This window comes from Lentzea sp. HUAS12 (assembly GCF_024125735.1).
Lineage (GTDB): Bacteria > Actinomycetota > Actinomycetes > Mycobacteriales > Pseudonocardiaceae > Lentzea > Lentzea albida.
Window position 1 is genome coordinate 4478219 of the sequence record NZ_CP099738.1, and the last position, 20258, is coordinate 4498476.

The 20258-nt window shown below is 63.8% G+C and carries 6 protein-coding genes; 1 reads left to right on the forward strand and 5 read right to left on the reverse strand.

Going from position 1 to position 20258, the window contains the following annotated elements:
* Nucleotides 1-10 precede the first annotated feature (10 nt).
* From ND450_RS19715 to ND450_RS19735, 5 genes are read right to left on the reverse strand one after another with little or no spacing between them, the layout of a single operon-like run.
* Nucleotides 11-2314, reverse strand: a complete 2304-nt coding sequence (locus ND450_RS19715; protein ID WP_253327532.1) for a UvrD-helicase domain-containing protein — start codon at nucleotides 2312-2314, stop codon at nucleotides 11-13.
* A complete protein-coding gene (locus tag ND450_RS19720) occupies nucleotides 2311-9021 on the reverse strand; it encodes a DEAD/DEAH box helicase (RefSeq protein WP_253327533.1) in 6711 nt (2236 codons plus the stop codon). The genes ND450_RS19715 and ND450_RS19720 overlap by 4 nt, the downstream gene beginning before the upstream one ends.
* The gene (locus tag ND450_RS19725) at nucleotides 9018-14474 is read right to left on the reverse strand and encodes a class I SAM-dependent DNA methyltransferase (protein ID WP_253327534.1); all 5457 of its coding nucleotides are present in this window, start codon (nucleotides 14472-14474) and stop codon (nucleotides 9018-9020) included. The genes ND450_RS19720 and ND450_RS19725 overlap by 4 nt, the downstream gene beginning before the upstream one ends.
* Nucleotides 14471-17470: a DEAD/DEAH box helicase gene (locus ND450_RS19730; protein ID WP_253327535.1), complete on the reverse strand. Its 3000-nt coding sequence runs from the start codon at nucleotides 17468-17470 to the stop codon at nucleotides 14471-14473. Before ND450_RS19730 ends, ND450_RS19725 begins: the two co-directional genes overlap by 4 nt.
* Before the next feature lie 45 nt (nucleotides 17471-17515).
* Complete coding sequence (locus ND450_RS19735; protein ID WP_253327536.1) at nucleotides 17516-18652, reverse strand: serine/threonine-protein kinase; 1137 nt, start codon at nucleotides 18650-18652, stop codon at nucleotides 17516-17518.
* A gap of 375 nt (nucleotides 18653-19027) precedes the next feature.
* Here ND450_RS19735 and xerC point away from each other — a divergent pair, with 375 nt between their 5' ends.
* The gene (xerC, locus tag ND450_RS19740) at nucleotides 19028-20200 is read left to right on the forward strand and encodes a tyrosine recombinase XerC (RefSeq protein WP_253327537.1); all 1173 of its coding nucleotides are present in this window, start codon (nucleotides 19028-19030) and stop codon (nucleotides 20198-20200) included.
* Nucleotides 20201-20258: the final 58 nt, after the last annotated feature.

Here is a 20258-nt window from a genome sequence, read left to right on the forward strand (position 1 = left end):
GGCACGCGATTCACACCGCGTCGTTCAACACCGGAAGGTACGGACTCGGCTTGCCGTGCCAACTGATCCGCAAGGTGTCGCGGGCACGGGTCGCAGCGACAAAGAGCAGCGAGCGCGCTTTGCGTTCCTCGCGAGCGAAGCGCTGTTGATCTTCCTTCCGGTAACGCTCGATCATGCCGGTACGAGGGATGACGCCGTCGCGAACGCCGACGATCGCCAGCTTCTGGTACTCGAGTCCCTTGAACCGGTGCATCGTGCCGACGTGGACTTCGCCGTCGCCCTTGGGGCCGTCCTTGGTGAGTTCGGCGCAGCTGATCTCGGCTTGTGTCGTGAGGTAGTGCATGACTTGGCTGACCATGTCCCTATCTGCGACACAGACGGCCACGTTGCCGCGGGGATCGCGCCGAACTCCGTTGTCTCCAGTGGAGATCTCTGTGCGCCAACTCGTCAAGGTGACGGCGAGCTGGCGCAGTTCGTCCTCCCAGGATTTGCAGGCCACGAGTTCAGGTTCCGGACCGTGTAGCACTGAGCGGTAGCCATCAAGGGTGTCCACACCGTCATCGAGGTTGTCGTAGGAGACCTTCTGGGGGTCGACGACTCCAGTGGCACGGGCGAGGATCTCCCGTGTGGTGCGGTAGCTGAGGGTTAGTCGCGACGAACGGCCGCGGATGTTGATACCTACCGTGCCGAGGGTGACCTGGTGGTCGTAGATGCGCTGGTGAGTGTCGCCGGCGATGAACATGTCGTTGGGGCTCTTCGGCACCATGGCACGCAACATCGTCCAGTGCGCGGCGCGGAGATCCTGAGCCTCGTCGACAACCACATGCCGGTAGCGGTGGCTGAGATAGCGCATGCCGGAACTGTCGTCAGGCTGGGTCTGGTCGGGTCCTTCGGCAGACTTGTTGTCTTGCCGTGCCTCGATTTTCGCGGCCCGCTCCATCTCGAAGCGAGCCGCCCGCTCCGCAGCCTGGCCCCAGGTTTCGATGCCTTCCTTGTCCAGGCGTGCGGTGAACTGCTCCAGCAGCTTCCAGATCTGGTTGCGTTCGGGGCGGGTGAGTGACCGGCCGCGGCCTGCGCGACGGGCTTCGAAGTACGCCTTGCGGGTGTTCAGTGACTGACCGAGAACGACCTGGTCCCATTCCTCCAGCAGGAACTCGGCGTCCCAGCGTTGGTCGTCGACCTCGGCGAGCACCTGGCGGAGGACGCCGAGCGCCACGGTGTCGTAGACACGTTGCTTGCCTGCGCCGACGCCGGCGTTCTCGCTGAGAACTCGCGCGGCGAGCTGATCGATGTGGGTGATTTCGACGCGGGCCAACAACTCGGGTTCCAGCAGCGAGGCGAGGCGTGCACGCAGGTCCGTGGTGAGATTCTTCGTGAACGTGGTCAGCAGGATCGGCTTGCCTGGGCCCTGCGGCAGCTGTTCAGCGAGGTGCTTCACCCGATGCAGGGCGACAATGGTCTTGCCGGTGCCCGGCCCGCCGGAGACTCGTGCCGGGCCGTTGTAGTGGCGAGCGACGAGCTTCGCCTGACTCGGGTGCAGGAAGACCTTCCACGTGCGGAAGTCACCCTCCTCGATCGCGGCCTTGAGGTCCTCGTCGACGGTAGTGACCGTGGTACGAGCAAGGGCCGCGCTCAGGTTCTCGGCATAGTCGTTGCCCAGTTCGACCTCGACCTGGGAGGTGATCTCCCGGCGAACCTCGTCCATGCTCATACCGGCAGCAAGCCCGTAGAGGACGTCCTTGGACAGCAGTGGCGCACCGGAGACCAGCTGGTCGAGCTCACCGCTGTCGGTGACTGCGAGGGCAAGATCGATCAGTTGGTCTGTGACACCGAGGCCGCGGAGATCCTCAGCTGTGATGCCGGCGAGGAGCGGAGCGACGGACTTGCTCGGCTTGCTCGGCGTGGTGCGAGGAGTCTCGGGTTCCGGTTCGGCGGGCGTGAGCGTGACACCGGCGCGCTGCAACAGGCTTTCGCCGACCACTGAGAGATCCACGAACTCAATCTCGCCAGTGATCCGGTTGACCGCGACGGAGAGCTCCTCATACACGTGCTTGCGGTGCCGCACGGCGATGACGAGCCAGTTCTCCTGTCCCCTGTCGTCAATGCCCGTCTTGGCAAGCAGCGCCCGGTAGGACTGGTCGATCTTGGCTCGGAAGACCCGGCGATCGCCCTTGAGCGGCTTGAGATCGAGTCCAGGATGATCAGGGTTGTCACGGAAGAGATGGCAGAAGTCGTAGAACTTCGCCTTCACCGAGCGGTCGAGCTTGTACAGCTCCTGTTCGGCCTTCTGGTACAGGCTGAGCCGTGCGGTCATCGGGCGGCGGTACCTTCCGCGTCGGGGAGCAGTTCGAGAAGTAAGTCGAGGTGGTCGAGCCAGGCGTCCGCGGTGCGAGCCGTCCAGCCAGCCTCCGCGTACGCGTGATCACGATTCCTCGCCTCCTCGTCGTGATCGTCGTCGGACTTGGCGACGACGGCGACGCGGACACGGGTTTCCGCCCAGGCGAAGTCCGCCTGCCAGCGCGCCTCGCCGAGCTCGTGTCCGAAGATGGGTGCTCGCTTGCCGTGTGCGGCAAGCAGTCTGGCAAGCCTGGTGAGCGCTGACTCCGGTTCGTCCTCTTCAAGGATCGGCAGGATCTCGTCATCCCAGGACGCATCTCGCAGCAGCTGCGCAATATCCTGCTCAGCAGCTGACAGCGAGTCGTCCGATTCCGCTACCTTCCTCGGCCTCTTGAGCTCGACGAGGGAATCCAGCTCGCCCCCGCCACCGCAGACGGTGAGGATCTCGACAGGGAAGGCGGCAGCCCTGCTGGAGGCCAGCTGCACACCGTCTCCACCCGTACGGGAGAGGAACTGCAGCAGGTTCGACCAGTAGAGCCAGGAACGCCAGCGGAGCTTGTGCTCGTCGGTCTCCAGCACCTCGTCGTTGTCGTCGATGATCGCGATAGCGCTCCAGCGCACCGTGTCGGCAGAAGCCTCATCGCTGAAGTCGACGGCCAAGACGATGGGCAGCCCACGCAGGTCAGTGCCACGCAACACGTGAACCGGCCCGTCGTTCCCAGCCGGTCCGACCTCGTGCGAGGCAAGCTCAGCCTGCAGTGCCGCCATTGCACCCTCCCGATCGACCCCTTGGGCGATCGGGACCGCTGAGGTCGTCAGTCCTGCTACCAAAGCCTTGGCACGACGTGCCCACAGCCCGGCGTCGGGGCGCCGCAGATACGCGAGCAGAGAACGGATCGGGTCGACGAACACGGCATCGGCCAGGTGGGCGCGGTGTTCGCCCAGTCCTTCGTAGACGTCCTTGGCCCGTTCCTGGGCAAGCCCTTGGTACGGAGGCCACACCGGCTCGGCACGATTGTTCCGGCTTTCGAACAGGTCGAGGTCGTCCCAGGTGATCTGGAAGACCACTCGCCCATCTGCGCGGAGCTGGTTGCGTTTGTCGCAATCGTCCGCGAGCCGGTTGTACTTGCGGGTTGCGTGATAGCGATAGCCGTCTAGGTAGACAGTCACGCTCTGCTTCGGACCGTCGACCCGTTCGAAGGTGAAGTCGGTACGCGTGTAGTCCAGGTCCTGCTGGGTGGTCAATCGCCAGTTGATGACCCCGTTCGTGTCAGCGAACCGGAGGTAGCCGCTGGCCCGGCCGTCCTCGTCCAGGGTGGCCTTCTCGTCGGTGGTGACCCATCCTCGCAAAGCTGCCAGGAAACGAGCCTCAAGGTCAGACTCCACCTGCCTGTCCAGGCCGATCTGCCCGGTGTGCGGGAGCTTCTCGACTGCCCACGCATCGACGAGCGTCTCGCCGTGGTCGTCCACGGTGCCCAGCAGGTCGCTGAGAATCTCCAGGGCCTCACGGCGGGACACGATGTCCTGATAGCGCTCATCGGTGTAGCGATGCAGACAACGGTGACAGGCAAGGCGGCCTTCGTCTTTGCACGGGCAGTCGAGCAGCGTCCGCCGCGCATCGGCCAGCGAGGCCCTGAACGCGACCGGATCAGTGAGCCTGTGCAGATAACCCGTACCGCCGGGGAGCCGGTCGAAGAGAACGAGGAAGTGGCGCCGTTCCCCGGTCGCTGGGTCCGGCATGGACGCCACGGTGGTGTCCAGATGTTGTGGATCACCACCGAAGTGCTTGTCCACGCCCAGCCGCAGCGCCGCGCGGAACGAGTGGACCTTCTCCTCGATGAGCACGGTCGCCGCGGGTAGCAGTACCCGCAGTGCCTCGGTCCGCAGCTGGTGCGCGAGCAACACCGGTACCTGAGGCACCGTGTCCGCGCGCTTTCCCCGCCGCAACGGGCACCAGGGCTGGTGGTGCTTGACCTTCGGGTTGCGGGCCGCGGACGAGTTCAGCGCATCCGTGTCGTGGTCGAAAACCGGTTTGCCGTCGGCCGTCGCCGCCCCGCAACCAGTGCAGACGTGGAACGGGCTCAACCGGACGGACTGTCCAGCGAGATCGTCCTCCAGGCTCCGGTCGAAGCGTGCGAGGCCGACGTTGACGCGCCGGACCATCGCGTTCCGGCAGAAGTCGACACCGAAGGTCTGCGTGGCGTGGCGCCACGACGTGTTCGGTTCGATGGCTTCGGTCGGGATGTCCACTGCGTCGATGACGGTGTAGAACCGCCGATCGCGGTCATCCTTGTCGTCGCCGATCCGCGCATCCTCGCGCTTGCCACGGGAGGTGACGACGGCAGGCTCCACCACCTGATGCAGGCACGAGCCATCATCGGCGATGCGGGGGCTGCGGCAACGCGGGCACGGCGAGCGGTTCTCGACTGCGTTCTCGGTGCGGACGAAACCGCAGTCCTGGCAGAACCTCCACTGCTGCCACTGGCGGTGGGCCGTGGTGCCGATCTCCATGCCGGTGATCTCGTGCTTGTACCCGTTGACGTAGAAGGTGTTGCCGGGTGCGAGCTCCGACAACGCGTACCGCCGGGGCCGGTCGTATGAAGACAGTTTGGAAGTGAACCGGTCCTTCCCCGTGACCGGGTCCGTGCCCTCAGACCAGTAGAGCGTGGCGTTCAGCGTGGTCGTGGTGTCGATCAGGGCATAGTTCGGCAGCAGCCCGAGGTCGCACATCGCGTTCTGCGCAGGCGTCATGCCGTGCTGGAGCAGGCGCTTGCCGACCGCCCGCCGTTCAGCGTCAAGCTCGGCCCTCTGACTGGCCTGGTCCGGATCGGACTCGTGCAGCTCCGCATGCGCCTCGTCGATCATCTTCAGACGGGAGCGCAGAACGTCCTCGCTTCGCCGCCAGTCACGTTCAGCCTCCTCGGCCGCGCTGCGCAACCCGCGTGTTGCATAGGCCCGCAGGTCGGCCTTGGCCTCGTCGTTGACCCCGGAAGGGAACAGGGCCAGGAATCCCTCGACAAGTTGATCGCCCTGAGCGATGGCCACCTCGACCAGGTCAACGAGATACCCAGACGGACCGAACAACGCAGGCGCCTGCGGTGGCATAGCACGCAACGGGACGCCGTCGTTTCGGAGCAGACGGCCTCGAGCCGCGAGATCCAGGAGGTGTGCGAGGTACTGACGGCGCAGGATTTCGACCGCGGAGAGGTGACATCCAGGTGGCACGATCTGGCCGGCGATCATCTCCCTGGGCTGGTCAAGGAAGTAGAGATCCCGGCGACTGCGATCGGGAATGGTCAGCAGGAAAGCGTTGCCGGTTCGGCGTCCCGCGCGGCCGACCTGCTGCGCGTAGTTGGCGGGGCGGCGCGGCAGCGCTGCCAGCACGACGGCCGACAGGTCGCCGATGTCGATACCCATCTCCAGCGTAGGCGTGCACGACAGCACGTTGGGATCTTTGAACCCGGTGCCATGCTTGAACGCTGCCTCAACCCGCTCGCGCTCAGGACGGCTGAGCATGCCGGTGTGCTCGGCGGTGATCACTTGGTACGTGCCCGCACGCCGGTACAGGCGTCGGTAGTAATCGGCACGGTAGTCGCGATCCCGCTGGTGGACTCCCAGCTCCTCCGGCCGGTTTCCGGCGACAAGCCGACCGGTGCGGCAACGGTAGGAAGGACAAGGCTGGCCGTGCCACTGCTCCAGCAGTGCCGGGTGCACCGTCTGCTCCCAGAAACACACTGGGCAGCGCACAAACGCGGTGTTCACCTCATCGTCGGTCAACAACCGGATGTCGATGTTGCCCGGCTGCAGCCCGTAGATCCGCGCGGAGCTGTCGTTGGGCGTGCCAACCGACAACAAGCCAGCACCGGCAAGCTCGGGCAGCAGCCGGCTCCAGAACTCGGAAGCCTGTTCACGCGGCAGTTCCAGGCACCGCTGCGCCCAACGCTCGTACCAAGACAGCCGGCCTGTGGCGAAGTCGAACTCGCTGCCAGCTTTGGGCTGCGCCAGCAGGAACACCGGGGCGCCGATCCCCTTCGGGAACGCCCGCATGCCTGGGGGCCGACCACCCCAGACGTGGTATCGGCTGGTGCCTGCCTCCCTCAGATATCCCTTCAACCAGTGGTGTTTGATCGCACCACGAGTCCGCAGCCGCTCCAGGAAGATGCGCAGAAACGCCAGATATCTCGAGCCCTCTTGCGCTTCGGGCACCACGCCACCTCGTTCGAGCCCGAGGTGGACAGTCTTGACGAGCTCCACAGCCGCAGCTGTGTCAGGGACGCGAACCTGTGCGGCCGCGGTGCGCGTCAGCTCCAGGGTGCGGCCATTGCGCGACCGGAAACCGAACTCCATCAACGCTTCAAAGGCGAGTCGCTCGCCGATCAGTCGCCAGGTCTTCAGGTCTCCACCGCGACCCTGACCGGAGAGCAGCCGGTTCACTCCCTTGTGGTCGTGCAGGTCGGTCGGCACGACCGCGCTCAAGGTCTTCGGATCGGTGGTCGCTGCGACAACGTCGGCGATCAGGTCGTTCAGTGCCGTCGGCCGATCCTCGGACAGATGCTTCTTCAGCAGCGCACGCAGTGAGAACGTGTACGAACGGCTGGCAACGAACCCGGCCCGGTGCGCAGCATCCTGCACCGAGTCGTTGAACATCAGCGTCTTGTCCTCAGCCAGCTCCTCGTCGAGCTCACCCCCGGTGAAGAGCTGGGTCACCGATGCCGCCGCGAGCGCGGCGGCACCAGTACCCAAGTACCGGATCGCATTGCGCTCACCGCACGCCGGGCACCAGTCCTCGCCGGCCGCGGTGTTCGCGGTATCACCGATGTTGACCAGGACAAAGGCGGAATCGCGCGCCGTCAGACGCGGTTCACCAGTCGACTGGTCGTAGTCCTTCTGCGGATCGGGCACCCTCAGCCGACGTTCAGGCCCATCCAGCACCAGCAGAATCCCACCCGTGCCGTGGGCAAGTGCGCCTTTGTCCCTGCTGGAACGAGCCGACACTGCCATCGGTGCGGCGCCGGAGCCTTCACGCGCCTCACGATCAGTCGCTGCGATCAGGTTGCGGACCCTGATCTTGTCCTGGCTGGTGGAGGCCCGCCGGATCTTGTGAGTGTCGAACTCCACGTCCTGGTCGTCGCTCTCCGGGGAGAACACCGCCCAGCCGGAGCGCCCGCAGTCGCGGCAGTAGACCGCAGGCAGGAACAGGTTCGCGGACTGACCGGACGTCGCCACCGTCACCGGAGCCGTACGGCCGTGGTTCGCGCCGTGCGCATCATTGGTTCCGGCTGTGTCCCACCGGAACTCCGCCTTCGGCCACGGCACCACACCACGCACGAGCCGGGACACCGAACGGGCCCACTGGTGTACCTCGACGTGCGCGAACGGACGCGGCCGTTCCGGACTGGACTCGGGGTCACGCGCGATGGAGAGCAGCGCCACGAACCGGGCGAGAGCACCGGCCGCCACCTCTGGCTGCCGGGTGATCGCCTGCACCCACGACTGCGCGCCAGTACGCCACATCATGTCCAGAATCTCGGCGCCCGTCCGCACCGCGCCGTCCAGCGATCGCATGACGGCCGAGGTAAGCATGTGCTTCTTCAGGTTCGCACCAAGCACGAACGGATCCAGGTCACGAGTGCCGGTAACCGCCTCGATCAGATCCGCCAACGCTTCCTCGCCCGTGGCCGGATCGGGCAACGCGGCAAGCTGCTCGGGCAACGGGAACGGGAGGACCGGATCGAAGTCGTGAACAGGGATGAACTCGTCGACCGACTGCCGGTTCTCACCGATCACCGCGTCCGCGGTGAACTCGGTACCGAAGACCTGCGTGGCGACGTCGAGCAGCGCGCTCGCGTCAGCACCAGCGCCGGAGCCCAAAGTCGCGGACGTGGCCACCGGGCAAATACGGCCGAGTGGCCGGGCAGGCTCAGGCGCCCCTACCGCGGCAGCCAGACGACGCAGCAGCATCGCCACGTCAGTTCCCTGCGCACCGTCGTAGGTGTGGAACTCGTCCACGACGACGTAGCGGATGTCCGCGTCGGTCCACAGTGGAGCATCTGGGGAACGTTGCAGCAACAGGTCGAGCATCTTGTAGTTGGTTATGAGAATGTCGGGCGGCGAGAGCCACATGTCCGAGCGCCGGGTGTGGACCTTCTCGTACTTGGTTGCCGCCCGGTCACCGATGTACAGACCCGCGTGCAGCTTGCTCAACGCCTTGTGCTCGACGAGCAGTCCGTTGAGACGTTGCGCCTGATCTGTCGCGAGGGCGTTCATCGGATACAGGAAGACCGCTTTGATCCCATCACAGCCGGCGACCTTCTCCCGCACGCAGTGATCGAGAATCGGGTACAGGAACGCCTCGGTCTTACCGGAGCCCGTGCCCGTGGTGATGACAGTTGGCTGCGGGGTTCGGCCACCCGCTGAGCTGAGCCGGCCGAAGGCCTCAGCCTGGTGGGCGTACGGCGTCCAGCCGTCCTCGCGCTTCCAGTCCAGCAGTTCGCGCCAGCGGGGATCCGCGGTGGTGAAAGGTGTGCGGATACGCAGGAACGGACCCCGGAACATGCCGGAGGTCTCGTCCCCGAGGAACCGGTGCAGGGACTCGCGTGCACCTTCATCAGTCAGGGCATAGGTGGTCGACAGGTACTGCAGCAAGCTTTCCTTGAGCCCACGTGCTTCCAGCGTCGGCCTCACCGCTGCGGCACCTCCTGCTTGACCGGATCCCACTCGCCCCGTTCGATAGAGGCTTCAAGACGAGCCCGAAAGACAGCGTGAGCTTCGCGCATCTCGACCTCCCTGTCGGCCTTATAGAACGGTGCCGAATAGCCCTCTGGCGGCGGCACATTATTAGGATCTTTGAGATGACCTTCGAGCTGAATGAAATGCGCCTTCTCCTGGCCATGACCGTAGGCATAACGATTGCCTGCGATCTTTCGCTCGTTAGAATCGAACCAGGTAACGCGGTCAAAGTCCTGCATGATTGGAAACCGTGCCCGGTACATAGCAATCAGAGTCTCGGCAGGAATACCAAGCCACACTGCGACGAGGGCGTCAATCTCAACCAATGCGGCGCGACGGGCACGTTCCGACCGAAGAGGGGTGTCGCGTTGCCACCTCAGCCCTACAGCATCAAGTGGGCGCATGCCTTTCCATGCGAATGCCCAGGGCTCATTGCCGATGCATGCAGGATCGATTACGTTTTGCCACAAGTCGGCATACGCTGTAGTGAGACAGTTGAGCCTTAGAGTGCGGAGCAGTAGCGCCGAAGCGAGGGGATGATCTGACAGCGGAGCAGGCATTGCCTTGGCGCCAGTTGCCAGCAAGTCAGTGCGACCGGTCGCTCGCAGGAAATAATCGAGAGGCAATGAAGCCCAGAATCCAGCAACCAATGCAGTCCAGCGCGGATTAGCCATCGCCAAGCTGTTAACTGAGATTACATGCGCGGCACCCGGAGGTATGAGAGCCGCATAAAGCGCACGTTCGGTATCAGAGGCTATCTGCCGCCGCCAAGCAAGTCTATAAAACTCACTATACGGCCGCTTTGACCTCCTGACGTGCTCATTGTCGACCATACCGTCAGTAATTTCAGAAGGCGGGCAAGCTAGAGTAGCAGACAACTCCAGCCTAGTTTTTTCAATCTCGCCACGAGAAGCACGAAGCAACTCCAGCCGAGCATGGTCAATCCATTTATCTTGCGCGCCGATATAAGTTTCGTCGTCCACCGTTTGGCGATACTCTGACTCAGGAACCGCGTCAGATGACATTTTCTCATGATTTAGCCCCAGCAAGCCTCCGCCGCCGTGACTCGGCTGCTTGAAGAGCGGATTTGCAACGCCAAGCTGAATACCCTTGAGAATGACCTCACTCCAAGAGTGGACCTCATAGTCCGCACGATCAGTCTGACCTTTATTGAAGTCGATCAGAGGACTTCTCTTGTCGGGACCATATTTAGGCTTCCGTGCGCCAGTTTCATCGAAACCACGCGTGATCTGAGGTTCGCATGCCCCAAGCCTCAACGGAAAGGACCCTAGTGCGTCGATTGCGGGATCCTCATCCGTACTTACCGGCGTAAGCAAGGCGACCTTTTCAACTGCCACCCCGTGCTCGCCAGACAATCGCTTCCATCTAGCAAGAGTGTGAGCGTTAACTCGCACCACTCGCTTCTTGTGGGGGCGCTCGTCCCAGCTTCCATTATATCTCACGCCAGGAGTATCGCCACTACCGTCATGGGAATTTGAGAGACGCAGAGAGTCAACCGAGTAGAGCCAGGAAAGGTGATCGAAACCTATCTCACCCCAACTCGAGTATACATGAAGACCGAAGTGGCTAGAACGCCCGATGGGTGGCGGAAAGAACCGATTGCCGGCATTAACGAAATCCGCATGAACGCGAAGTCTTCGATAGGCAGCCTCTCGAAGGTCAGCCTCTCGTTCTCCGTTAAAGTGCGTGTCAGGATGAATAAGGCCGACACACCCACGGAAGGACGCATGATTCCACGTCTGACACATAAAGGCCCGATACAGATCCGGTTGACTGCCAGCAATCAACGGGTATACCTGCACATTTGATAGGTACTCAGACATGGCAACCGTCGCCGCCAGCTCCCGAAGGATATAGATACGAGCATCCGGCATCGCTACTACTGCCGCCCTCCGGCGCGCCTTATCTGCAGCAGACGGCTTCTCCGTCAGTTCGAACCAAGGTTCAAACTCGGAAAAAACTGAACCCTCTTTCCAAACCGGCTGCACCCACGGCGGGTTGCCCACTTGCATGTCGAAGCCGCCGCCTCGTGTGAAGACGAGCGCGAACTCTAGCTCCCAGTGCAAGAACCCGTGTTCCACTGCGATATCGCGCACTGTGTGCAACCACGGGAAGCGCTGCTCGGGGTTCGCCGGATCCATCCCCATGTACGCCGGCAGGACTGCCTCGAAGTCCTTGAGCTCGTCCAGGTTGTTGAACTGACTGATGATCTCGTCTTCGGACACGTCCCCGGTGCCGAGCATCGCTTCGAGGAAGTCCAGCCAGTCGTCGAGATTCTTCAGCGGGATGGTATCCCGCAGAGGCACCGCTTTCGGCTTGGCCTTCGGCAACGACCTCTGCCTGATCGTCGCGGTCTCGATGATCAGTTCATCATCAGGCTTCGGTTCCAGATCAGCGAGCGAGGTCTGCTCAGGCCCCAGGGCGAACAAGGCGAAGCGCTCCTCGACCCGAGGCCAGGTCGTCGACGCAACCGGCGATTCACCAAGCAGCGCACTAACTGCCACGGTGTCCACTGCGACCGTTTCCTCGTACGCCCCATCCGTCCCGTCGAGCAGCGCTGCCTTGTCAACCGGCCAGAACCAGAGCGCACACCAAGCGTCCATGACGGTCTTCAACCGCCAGTAGGGCGTGTCCACGGCGTTGAAGAGGTCCTCGAAGACCTGCTCCTTGGACACAGCGTGCTTCGGCCGACGCAGGAAGCCGTACTCGGGGTCCGTCGGATCAGCGCCCCAAACGTCGATCCGGCGCGCGATCGCCTGCTCGGAGATCTCCATCCGCTTGACGACAAGCGCCCACAGGAACTCCACCCGCCTCGCGGCGTCGCGGAGCCTGGTGAACTGGGATCGCGCCTCGGGCTGGGGCTTGCCGTCCTTGATCTTGGGTGCACCGGTCTTCGTGTTCAGGTGCGCCGTGCTGCGCTTTGGCCGCTGGAGGATCCCCCTCTTCCATGCGGCGAGTTGGTGCGCCTCACTGTCAGCGAATTCCTTGGCCTCGGTTGCTCCAGCGACCGCCGCCCAGCCAGGACTCGGCAGCAGGAACTGGTACACCGCGTCCTGCGGCAGCGGCTGTTCAACGCCGTCCTTCAAGAACGGCAACGGAGTAGGCGCCAATCCGCCCTTGGCCTTCAGCCACGCCTTCTCCGCCGAGGCAACGTCCTCCCCCGAATAGACCGCACGTCGTGCACCGATGAGCGAGTTGCCACGACGAAGGTGCAAGCCGAACCAGGGTGCCCGCATGCCGGGGTGCATCGTGTTGAGCCACAACGACACTTCGGCCAGCTCGACGCCGGTCGCGTTCAGGTCCACGCCATACGCGTTGTGCAACGCGATGTACGCCTTGGCCTTCTGCTTCTCCGTCAAGGCGTCCGCTGTCGGAATCGAGACTCCGAGCTCGTCCTGACGCCGCCGCAGGTATTCATCGGCGACCTGGTTGATCGCCTCGTTGAGGAAGGCCCCGGATCCGAGCGCGGGCTCGCAGATCTTGTACTTCAGCAGCTCCGCTGCCGGCGTCCTGATCGTGTTCCCGTCGGCGTCCCGCTCCTGGTCAAGCAGGTGCTTCAACGCCAACTCGACCGTGACCTTGGTGAGTGACTCCGGCGTGTAGTACGAGGCAGACGTCTCGCGGTCTCGCCCGGCAAGCCGATAGACGAAGCTGCCTGCCGGGTAACGCTTCGGACCTCGCAGACCCTTGCGGTTGTCGTGCTCGTCGTACTCGACGAGCGTGCTCGACGGGTAGTCCTTCTGCCGGTGTGCGGGGACGAGCCACGACCCCTTGTCCGGGTCACCTCCCTTGGCGACCTCGCACAGCTCCTCCTCGGCGATGATCCCGGTGTAGGACATCAAGCCCTCGTAGACGGCGCCGAGCTGGTTGATGCCCAGGTTGCGGTACGAGATGAACCCACCGCGGTCACCGCGCCGGGTGGCCTTCTTCATCGTCAGCAGCCGCAGCACCTCGTGGAGCGCGGAGTTGCGCAGCCGCAGATCCAGCACGGCACCGCTGTCCTCAGCAGCACGAGGATCGTTGACGCTGCGGCCGATCAGCCGGATCGCGTTCGGCTCGAACAGTTCACTGCGCAGCGGCTCGAACCGAAGGCCGCGGTCTTCGCTTCGACGTGCGGCCTTCGACTTCCGGGTCGCCTCGTCGTCGCCGGGGAGGTCGTCATCGGACTCGGTGCCATACGGGCGGTGCCCGTTGTTGACCTTGTCGAAGAGGACGTGCAGCGACTCGAAGAGGTGAAACCCGTTCCTGGCTTCCTCCTCGATGAGCTGCTCGTCGCGTTCGACGAGTTCACGCAGTCGGGCTACCGAGTAGCCGGCCTCGTAGGAACCGTCATCCGCAGGAAGGATGCCCAACTCCGGCCGAGCCTCGGCGTACAGCAAGAACAGGATTCGATAGAGATAGCGCAGCGACTCGCGGGTGAGTTCCTTGGCGAACGGGATCCTGATGTCCTCGACTTGCCGGGGCTCGACACCGGCCGCGTCCAACCGCGCCAGCACCTCGTTGGCAATGATCTCGACCGAGCGCTGAAGACCTTCACGGAGCTCCCCGGAGACTCCGACCGCGTTGTCGGTCGATGCTTTGAGGAGCGCGTCGATCTGTGGCCCCTTGCCGTCCTCCCCAGGAACCAGCATCTCGTGGCTGAAGAGGGCGGCGATGGTGGCCAGTTCGCCGAGTTGCTTGCGATCGTTACGTTCCAGCGCCGCATCCAGATTCACGGTGAGGAAACGTCCCTCGGCCCATGCCTGTCGGTCGGCGAGCACGATGACCCCGCCGCACAGCAGGATCACGAAGCGCGGCGGCGCGCCGCCGGCTTCGTTCAGTTCACTCTGGAACAACCAGGTCGCAAGAGCCGGCCCCGTCTCGTACGCCTCGCTGGCGCCCACCCGCAGCGGATGCAGCAGCCGTCCAGGGCCATCGGCGTCGAGAGCGGAGTCGTTGACCGCTGCCCAGCCGCATTCGACCGCAACGATCCCATCGCCGTGCCATGCGGCCTCCACGACGTGTTCGCGTCCGGCCCGGTAGACCGGGAGCTGCGTAGGGCCTTCCTCGAAGCCGAGGGCATCAAGAATCTTCTGGTGCCAGGCTCCCAGCCTCTTGGCCCACTCCGGATTGTTGTGGGTGCGCAGCCGAGCGGAGACCTCATCGTCGTCCGCCGCGTCCTGCTCCGCACTTTCGGCGAAGAAGGCGCGGACTCGCTCGGACAGGTAGTCGGTGCGGAGATCACGCAGCTTCTGCCGCGGCGTCCTGCGCTTGTCGTGCTCGTCGGTCTCTCGCAGCGACCAGGTGGCGAGGAGCCCCTTCTTGAGATCCACGCCGAGCTGATCGGCGAAGTAGTGCGCCGCGAAGTACTCGCCCCGGTTGGTGAAGGAATCGAAGTCGGTGCTCATCGGGCGGTGCCTCCCACGGCGGACAGCGGCTCGAGGACGGCGAGCAAGCGCATCATCGGTGCTCCGGAGGTCTTCAACGATGCGATGAGACCCTCGCGGCGACTGGCGGCGAGATTCACGCCTTGTTGTCCTGTCTTACCCGCTGCGAAAAGCACCGCCTGCCCCCGCCACTCCTGTACGCGCCTGCTGTAAGGCTCGAGAATCCGATCGATGCGCTGCGCGTACTCATTCTCCCGCTGCACGAGATACTGCTCGGCCTCATCGATTGCTTGCGGGACAAGGCGTTGCAGTCCATCCCTGTCCTCCGGTGTGGCACGACCGGGCATCCGCGGCCCCACGCCGCAGAGCTCTAGGAAGTCGGCATCCATCGGCACCACCTTCGGCGAGTCCGGCAAGCCGAGAACCGCCATCCACTCCACAACGGCCGGCCTGCCGAGGGCGTTGGAGTAGATCCCCTGGACGAGGAACACTGGGCCGGACAGGCGCTCATGGGGCAGGTAAGCCAGGACGAACGCCTCGTCATAGCGGATCGACGAGAGAGCTTTGTCCGTCACCCAGTCCAGCACCGGGTGGACGTCTGACACGTAGCTGACGTTGGGCCACAACGTTTTCGATGAGTCGCGTGCTGCTTTGAGCCGCTTTTCGGCCAGCTGCTTGGAGAACGTCATCAGCAGCCGGCCGGACCTTGTCGAGGTCGGCAGGATGCCCTGTTCATCCAAATAGGACTTGGGTAGCGCCTTGAACCGGTACTGCAGATCGGCCGGTGGTTCGAAGGCGATGGTGCCGTCCTCGTCACGACGCAACGAGAGGTCGTCCTCCGGACGGGTCGGGCAGATCTGGCGCAACGCTTCGTCGAAGTACGCGGCGGTGGACTCGAACACTGACGGAACCGTGGCAATCGCGACTTCAGCCTGGCCAGAGTCCGCACCCACGTTTCCCAGCATGGTCGCGAGGAAACCTGCGCTGCCCTGCCGCGACTTCCTGATGGAGGTCTCGACGGTGCGGCCCGCGATCAGGTCCTTCGTGAGGCGGTCGTCCTCCTCCTTAGCCCGGTACAAGCCTGTGACGGCCTCGGCCGATCCCTCGATCTTGTGGGCCTCCTCCTCTCGCCGAAGGAGCTTGGCACCGACCAGCCGGTCATCGAGCGAGAGGACCTCACCAGTCTCCTCATCCACACGCCAATGCACGTCGCTGGTGAGGACAAGAGCACGGAACTCGGGGGAACGTTCCTGCCCGTAGCGGTCGATGCGACCGTTGCGCTGCTCGATCCGGATCAACGACCACGGCAGGTCGTAGTGAATGAGCTGGTTGCATTGCTGGTGCAGGTTGACGCCTTCAGAGGCGACGTCGTTGGTGATCAGGATCCGCACCGGATCGTCCCGCAGACCGAACTTCTCGACGATCTTTTTCTGCTCGTCCTCGCCGGTGGCCTCGCTATGGATCACCTGCACCACGCCGCCGAAGGACAGCCACGGCTTGTTCTTGTCATCGCTTTTGCCCGCGGGGAATCCCAAGTGTGCGGGTACGACCTCAGCGAGCCATTTCAACGTCGCGATGCGCTCGGAGAAGATCACGACGCGGGTCGTCGACTTGGGACCGACCCCGAGCTCGTTGAGCACCTCTACGAGCTTCGTCAGCTTCGCGGAGTCGGCGTCCTCGATTCGAGAGACGAGCCGGTCGAGGTTCAGCAGCGCCGACCGCTCGATCTCGCTCGGAGCCTTGGCATCGTCCAATGTGCGCAGTCGCGTCCCAATGGTTTCCCGCAATGCCTTGTGGGAAGAGAGGAACGCCTTGAACAGCGTGTACGGGAGCAGCTGGTGATCGCTGACCGAGCCTGCTGCACGGTCGCGCGGGATCCACCGGGAAGCGAGCTCCTCGAAGATCGCCTCTTCCTTGCCTGTTGCCCTGGCTTCTACTGGCAAGGAAGGTCCCCGGTCGGCCCAGGCCCCCTTGAGGGAGTCACGCACTTCCCGTGAAGTCTTCGTCCTCCGGATGTAGAGGTGCTCGAGGTTCTTCACGTCGTAGTTCGACGGGTCTGCGATCGCGGCCTCATCGAGCAGCTTGATCAGCTCGGCGAAAGACTCGGCGTTGCCGTTGTGCGGGGTCGCGGAAGCGAGGATCAGGGCATCGGTACGGCGGGCGAGCAGCTGGGCGAGCGCGTTGTTGCGGGTACCTCGGTTGACCAGGTTGTGCGACTCGTCGATGACGACAGCGTCCCAGTCGGTGTTGCCGAGGTGGTGCGCGTAGACGTCGCTCTTGAGCGTGTCGACCGAGATGATGGCGCGTTTGAAGTAGGCGAACGGGTTGCGGCCCGCCGGAATGTCCTGCTGGATCCGCTGGATGCCGGTCGAGTCCAGCCGCACCAGCGGAATGGAGAAACGGGTCCACAGCTCGCGCTGGAACTGCTCCAGGACGTGTGCCGGCGTCACCACGAGGATCCGCTCACCACGGCCACGACGGATGAGCTCGGCGAGCAGAAGTCCGATCTCCAGGGTCTTGCCAAGGCCCACCACGTCCGCGATAAGGATGCGCGGCTGCGGGTTCTGCATCGACAACGCGAGTTCAGCGGGACGCAGCTGATGGGTCTGCTTGTCCATGAGGAAGCTGTCGGCGAGTGCGAGACCGTGCTCCGTCTGAGGCAAAGCGGTCTTGCGGATCGCCGCCTCAAGGTAGAGGCGCGCCCGGCGATGGTTCGGAGAGTCGTCAGCCACCAGCCGGGTCTTCCGAGGGTCGAGCACTTCGATGCCGGCGGGCTTCTCGAGTTCCTCGTAGAAGACAGCGTCAGTTCCGCGGACAAACGGGGAGACGCCGGTTACCTCGAGCATCCAACCGTCATGCCGAGTGTTGCTGACCTTCTTCACCAACCACTGCTCGTCACGAATCCGCACCTGGGCGCCAGGCGCGTACCTCGCCGCATGCTCAGGCATCTCCTGCGCCATTTCGACCTCAAGGGCGACGACGTCCTGGCCGTCTTCTCGCCCGACGTTCGCGGTCAAGCGCACTCCATTCATGAACTCGTTCGTCCAACCCTGCAGAACTGACTACAACCCAGGTTGCGTTGCGTACTGTTTCCGCAGCTCCTCGGCCACTCGCTGCGAAGCAGGTACCCGTCCGCGGCGTACGCCAGCCTGAGGGGGTGCAGCGGCCTGGTCAACTTCACTGGACACCTCGTTCTCTGAGGCTTCCGCAGACGCATCGGGAAGACCGTCAAGAGGGCTGTCCAGCGCCATTTCGCCGCTGAGGGGGACAGCCTGTGCTTCGAGCTGGTCCAGAAGAGAAGGCGGCGGAGGTGATACCGCTATCGCTGACGAACTGCCAACCGTGCGGTCGATCAATGCGTGCCGGGCGCTCACTGGCGACAAACTATTGTCGGACATCAGCTTCGTGCACTCGGCTGTCACCGTCTCGAGAGAAGGACGATCGGCCGGATCGTGCGCGAGCATCGATGAGATCAGCGGAAGCAGAGCGTCCGGGAGGCCGCCCAGGTCAGGGTACTGGCGGGGGTCGGCGACCTGTCCGACGATGGCTTCCCATCGGCCGCCTTCGTAGGGGTAGTGCCCGGTCGCCGCGTACAGCAGAACGGTCCCCAGCCCGTACACGTCCGCAGCTGGCGTGACCTGAGGGCGCCCCATCGCCTGCTCCGGTGGCATGCAGCGCACTGTGCCGATGATCATTCCGCTGTGTGAGAGGGTGTCCTTCGCCGCGTCAAGGAAGGCGCCGAGGCCGAAGTCGATCAGGATCGGACCGTAGCCGCCCATGATCACGTTCTGTGGCTTGAGGTCTCGGTGCAAGAGCCCTGTGGCATGTACTGCTGCCAAGCCTTCGGCCAGGAGCGCACCAAGACTTGCGACGAGCGGCGCAGGCAACGGGCCATGCGCTTCGACGTGAACGAACAAGGTGCTTCCCGGCACGTACTCCATCGCCAGCCAGGGGCGATCAGCATAGGGATCCGCGTCGAGGAACCTCGCAACCCTGTTCGTCCCGATGACGGTCCGGGCGATCAAAGCTTCCTTCTCGAACCGTGCGCGGGTGACCGGATCCAGCCGATCGCTGCGGATCAGCTTCACCGCAACGGGATCACCAGCGGGCGAGTAGGCGAGGTACACCTCGCCCATGCCTCCGGAGCCAAGCTCGCGCTCCACCACGTAGCGGCCGATCAGCGCGGGCACATCACTCATGGCCTACTTGTCGCCCTCTCGTATCCACGCGTTACCGCACGCACTCTAGCTGTGAGAGCCACACCCTACTCGGTAAATCACAACAAGCAGCACGGGAGTAGGAGCAAACTAGTCAAAAACGTGACACCAGGAGCGTCGCAATAAATCAATTCTCACAGCGATCACCTGCAGTAAACTGCGCCCGTTGTATCACGCGCCTTCCGCGCGAAGATGCGTGCTTTTACTCCGTAAACGGAACCGGTTGTCACAGTCACAAGTGTCATCGGCCTGACCAGCATGGATACAGTCTGTGGTCGCGCTGTGGTCGCATTCGGCACATGCTCCGATCCTGGACTGCTCGCAGGGAGCAGCTCGAAGGAACCGGAGAGTTTCGTCATGAGGAACCCGAATCGCGGGCGCGTGTACCGCCGTTGCGCCTGCCGTGGCACCGACGGTCGCCAACTTGGTGCTCGCTGCCCGAAGCTGACGAACCGCAAGCACGGTTCCTGGACCTACGCAGTTGACCTGCCATCGCTCGACGGCAAACGGAGCACACGACGCCGGGGCGGCTTCGCGACCAAGGCAGACGCTCAAGCCGCGCTGGGCAAGGTGTTGGAATACGAGCGCACCGGCATCGTCATCGACGATCGCCAAACGGTCGCCACCTATCTCGAGAGTTGGTTGCGCACCAAGGCGTTGACGCTCAAGCCGACCACGATGGCGAACTACCACGCGTACGTCCACAAGGATCTGCTCCCGCACATCGGGTCGATTAGACTCGAAGATCTCTCCCACCAGCACGTCGTGCTCTACGCCCGCAACCAGCTGGAAGCCGGCCGCGGGCACACGACACTGCGCCGCTGCCTCGCGACGCTGTCCAGCGCGCTGGGCGACGCCGTGCGACAGCACCGCTTGCCGTACAACGCAGCCAAGTATGTCTCGGTCACCCGACCTACCAAGTACGAGCCGGTGTGCTGGTCACCCGCCGAGGCCGCGACATTCCTCAAACACTGCGCTGACCACAACGAACCATTGACCAACCTGTTCGAATTGATCATCGGTACTGGCATGCGCAGAGGCGAGGCGCTCGCCCTGCACTGGTCCGACGTGCACCTCGAAGAGCGCATGCTCTTCGTCCGCCACACGTTGTCCAACATCAACAACTCCACGCCGGTCTTCACCGCGCCGAAGACCAAGAGCAGCCTCGCTTGGATCGGGCTCTCCGACAGAGTTGCTGCCGCACTCAAGGACCAAGCCAGCCGGCAGCCCGCACGCGCGCTCGTGTTCACACGACGCGGAGGCCAACCGCTCCGACCTGAGTACGTCCTGCGTCGGTTCCACAAGCTCACCGAGCAGGCGGGGCTGCCCAGGATTCGCGTCCACGACCTGCGTCACTTCGCCGCGACCACGATGCTCAGCTCGCAAGTCCCGCTGGCCATGGCATCGAAGACGCTGCGCCACTCAACCTCGTCGACAACAACGGAAATCTACGGTCACCTGCTCCGGCACGTCGCGCTCGACGCGGTGAAAGCGATCGAGACAGCACTGAAAGAAGCCGAAGCGGCATAGCGCGACCACTTTGCGACCACAATCGGGCAAAAACGACACCAGCGGGTCTACCTCGAAA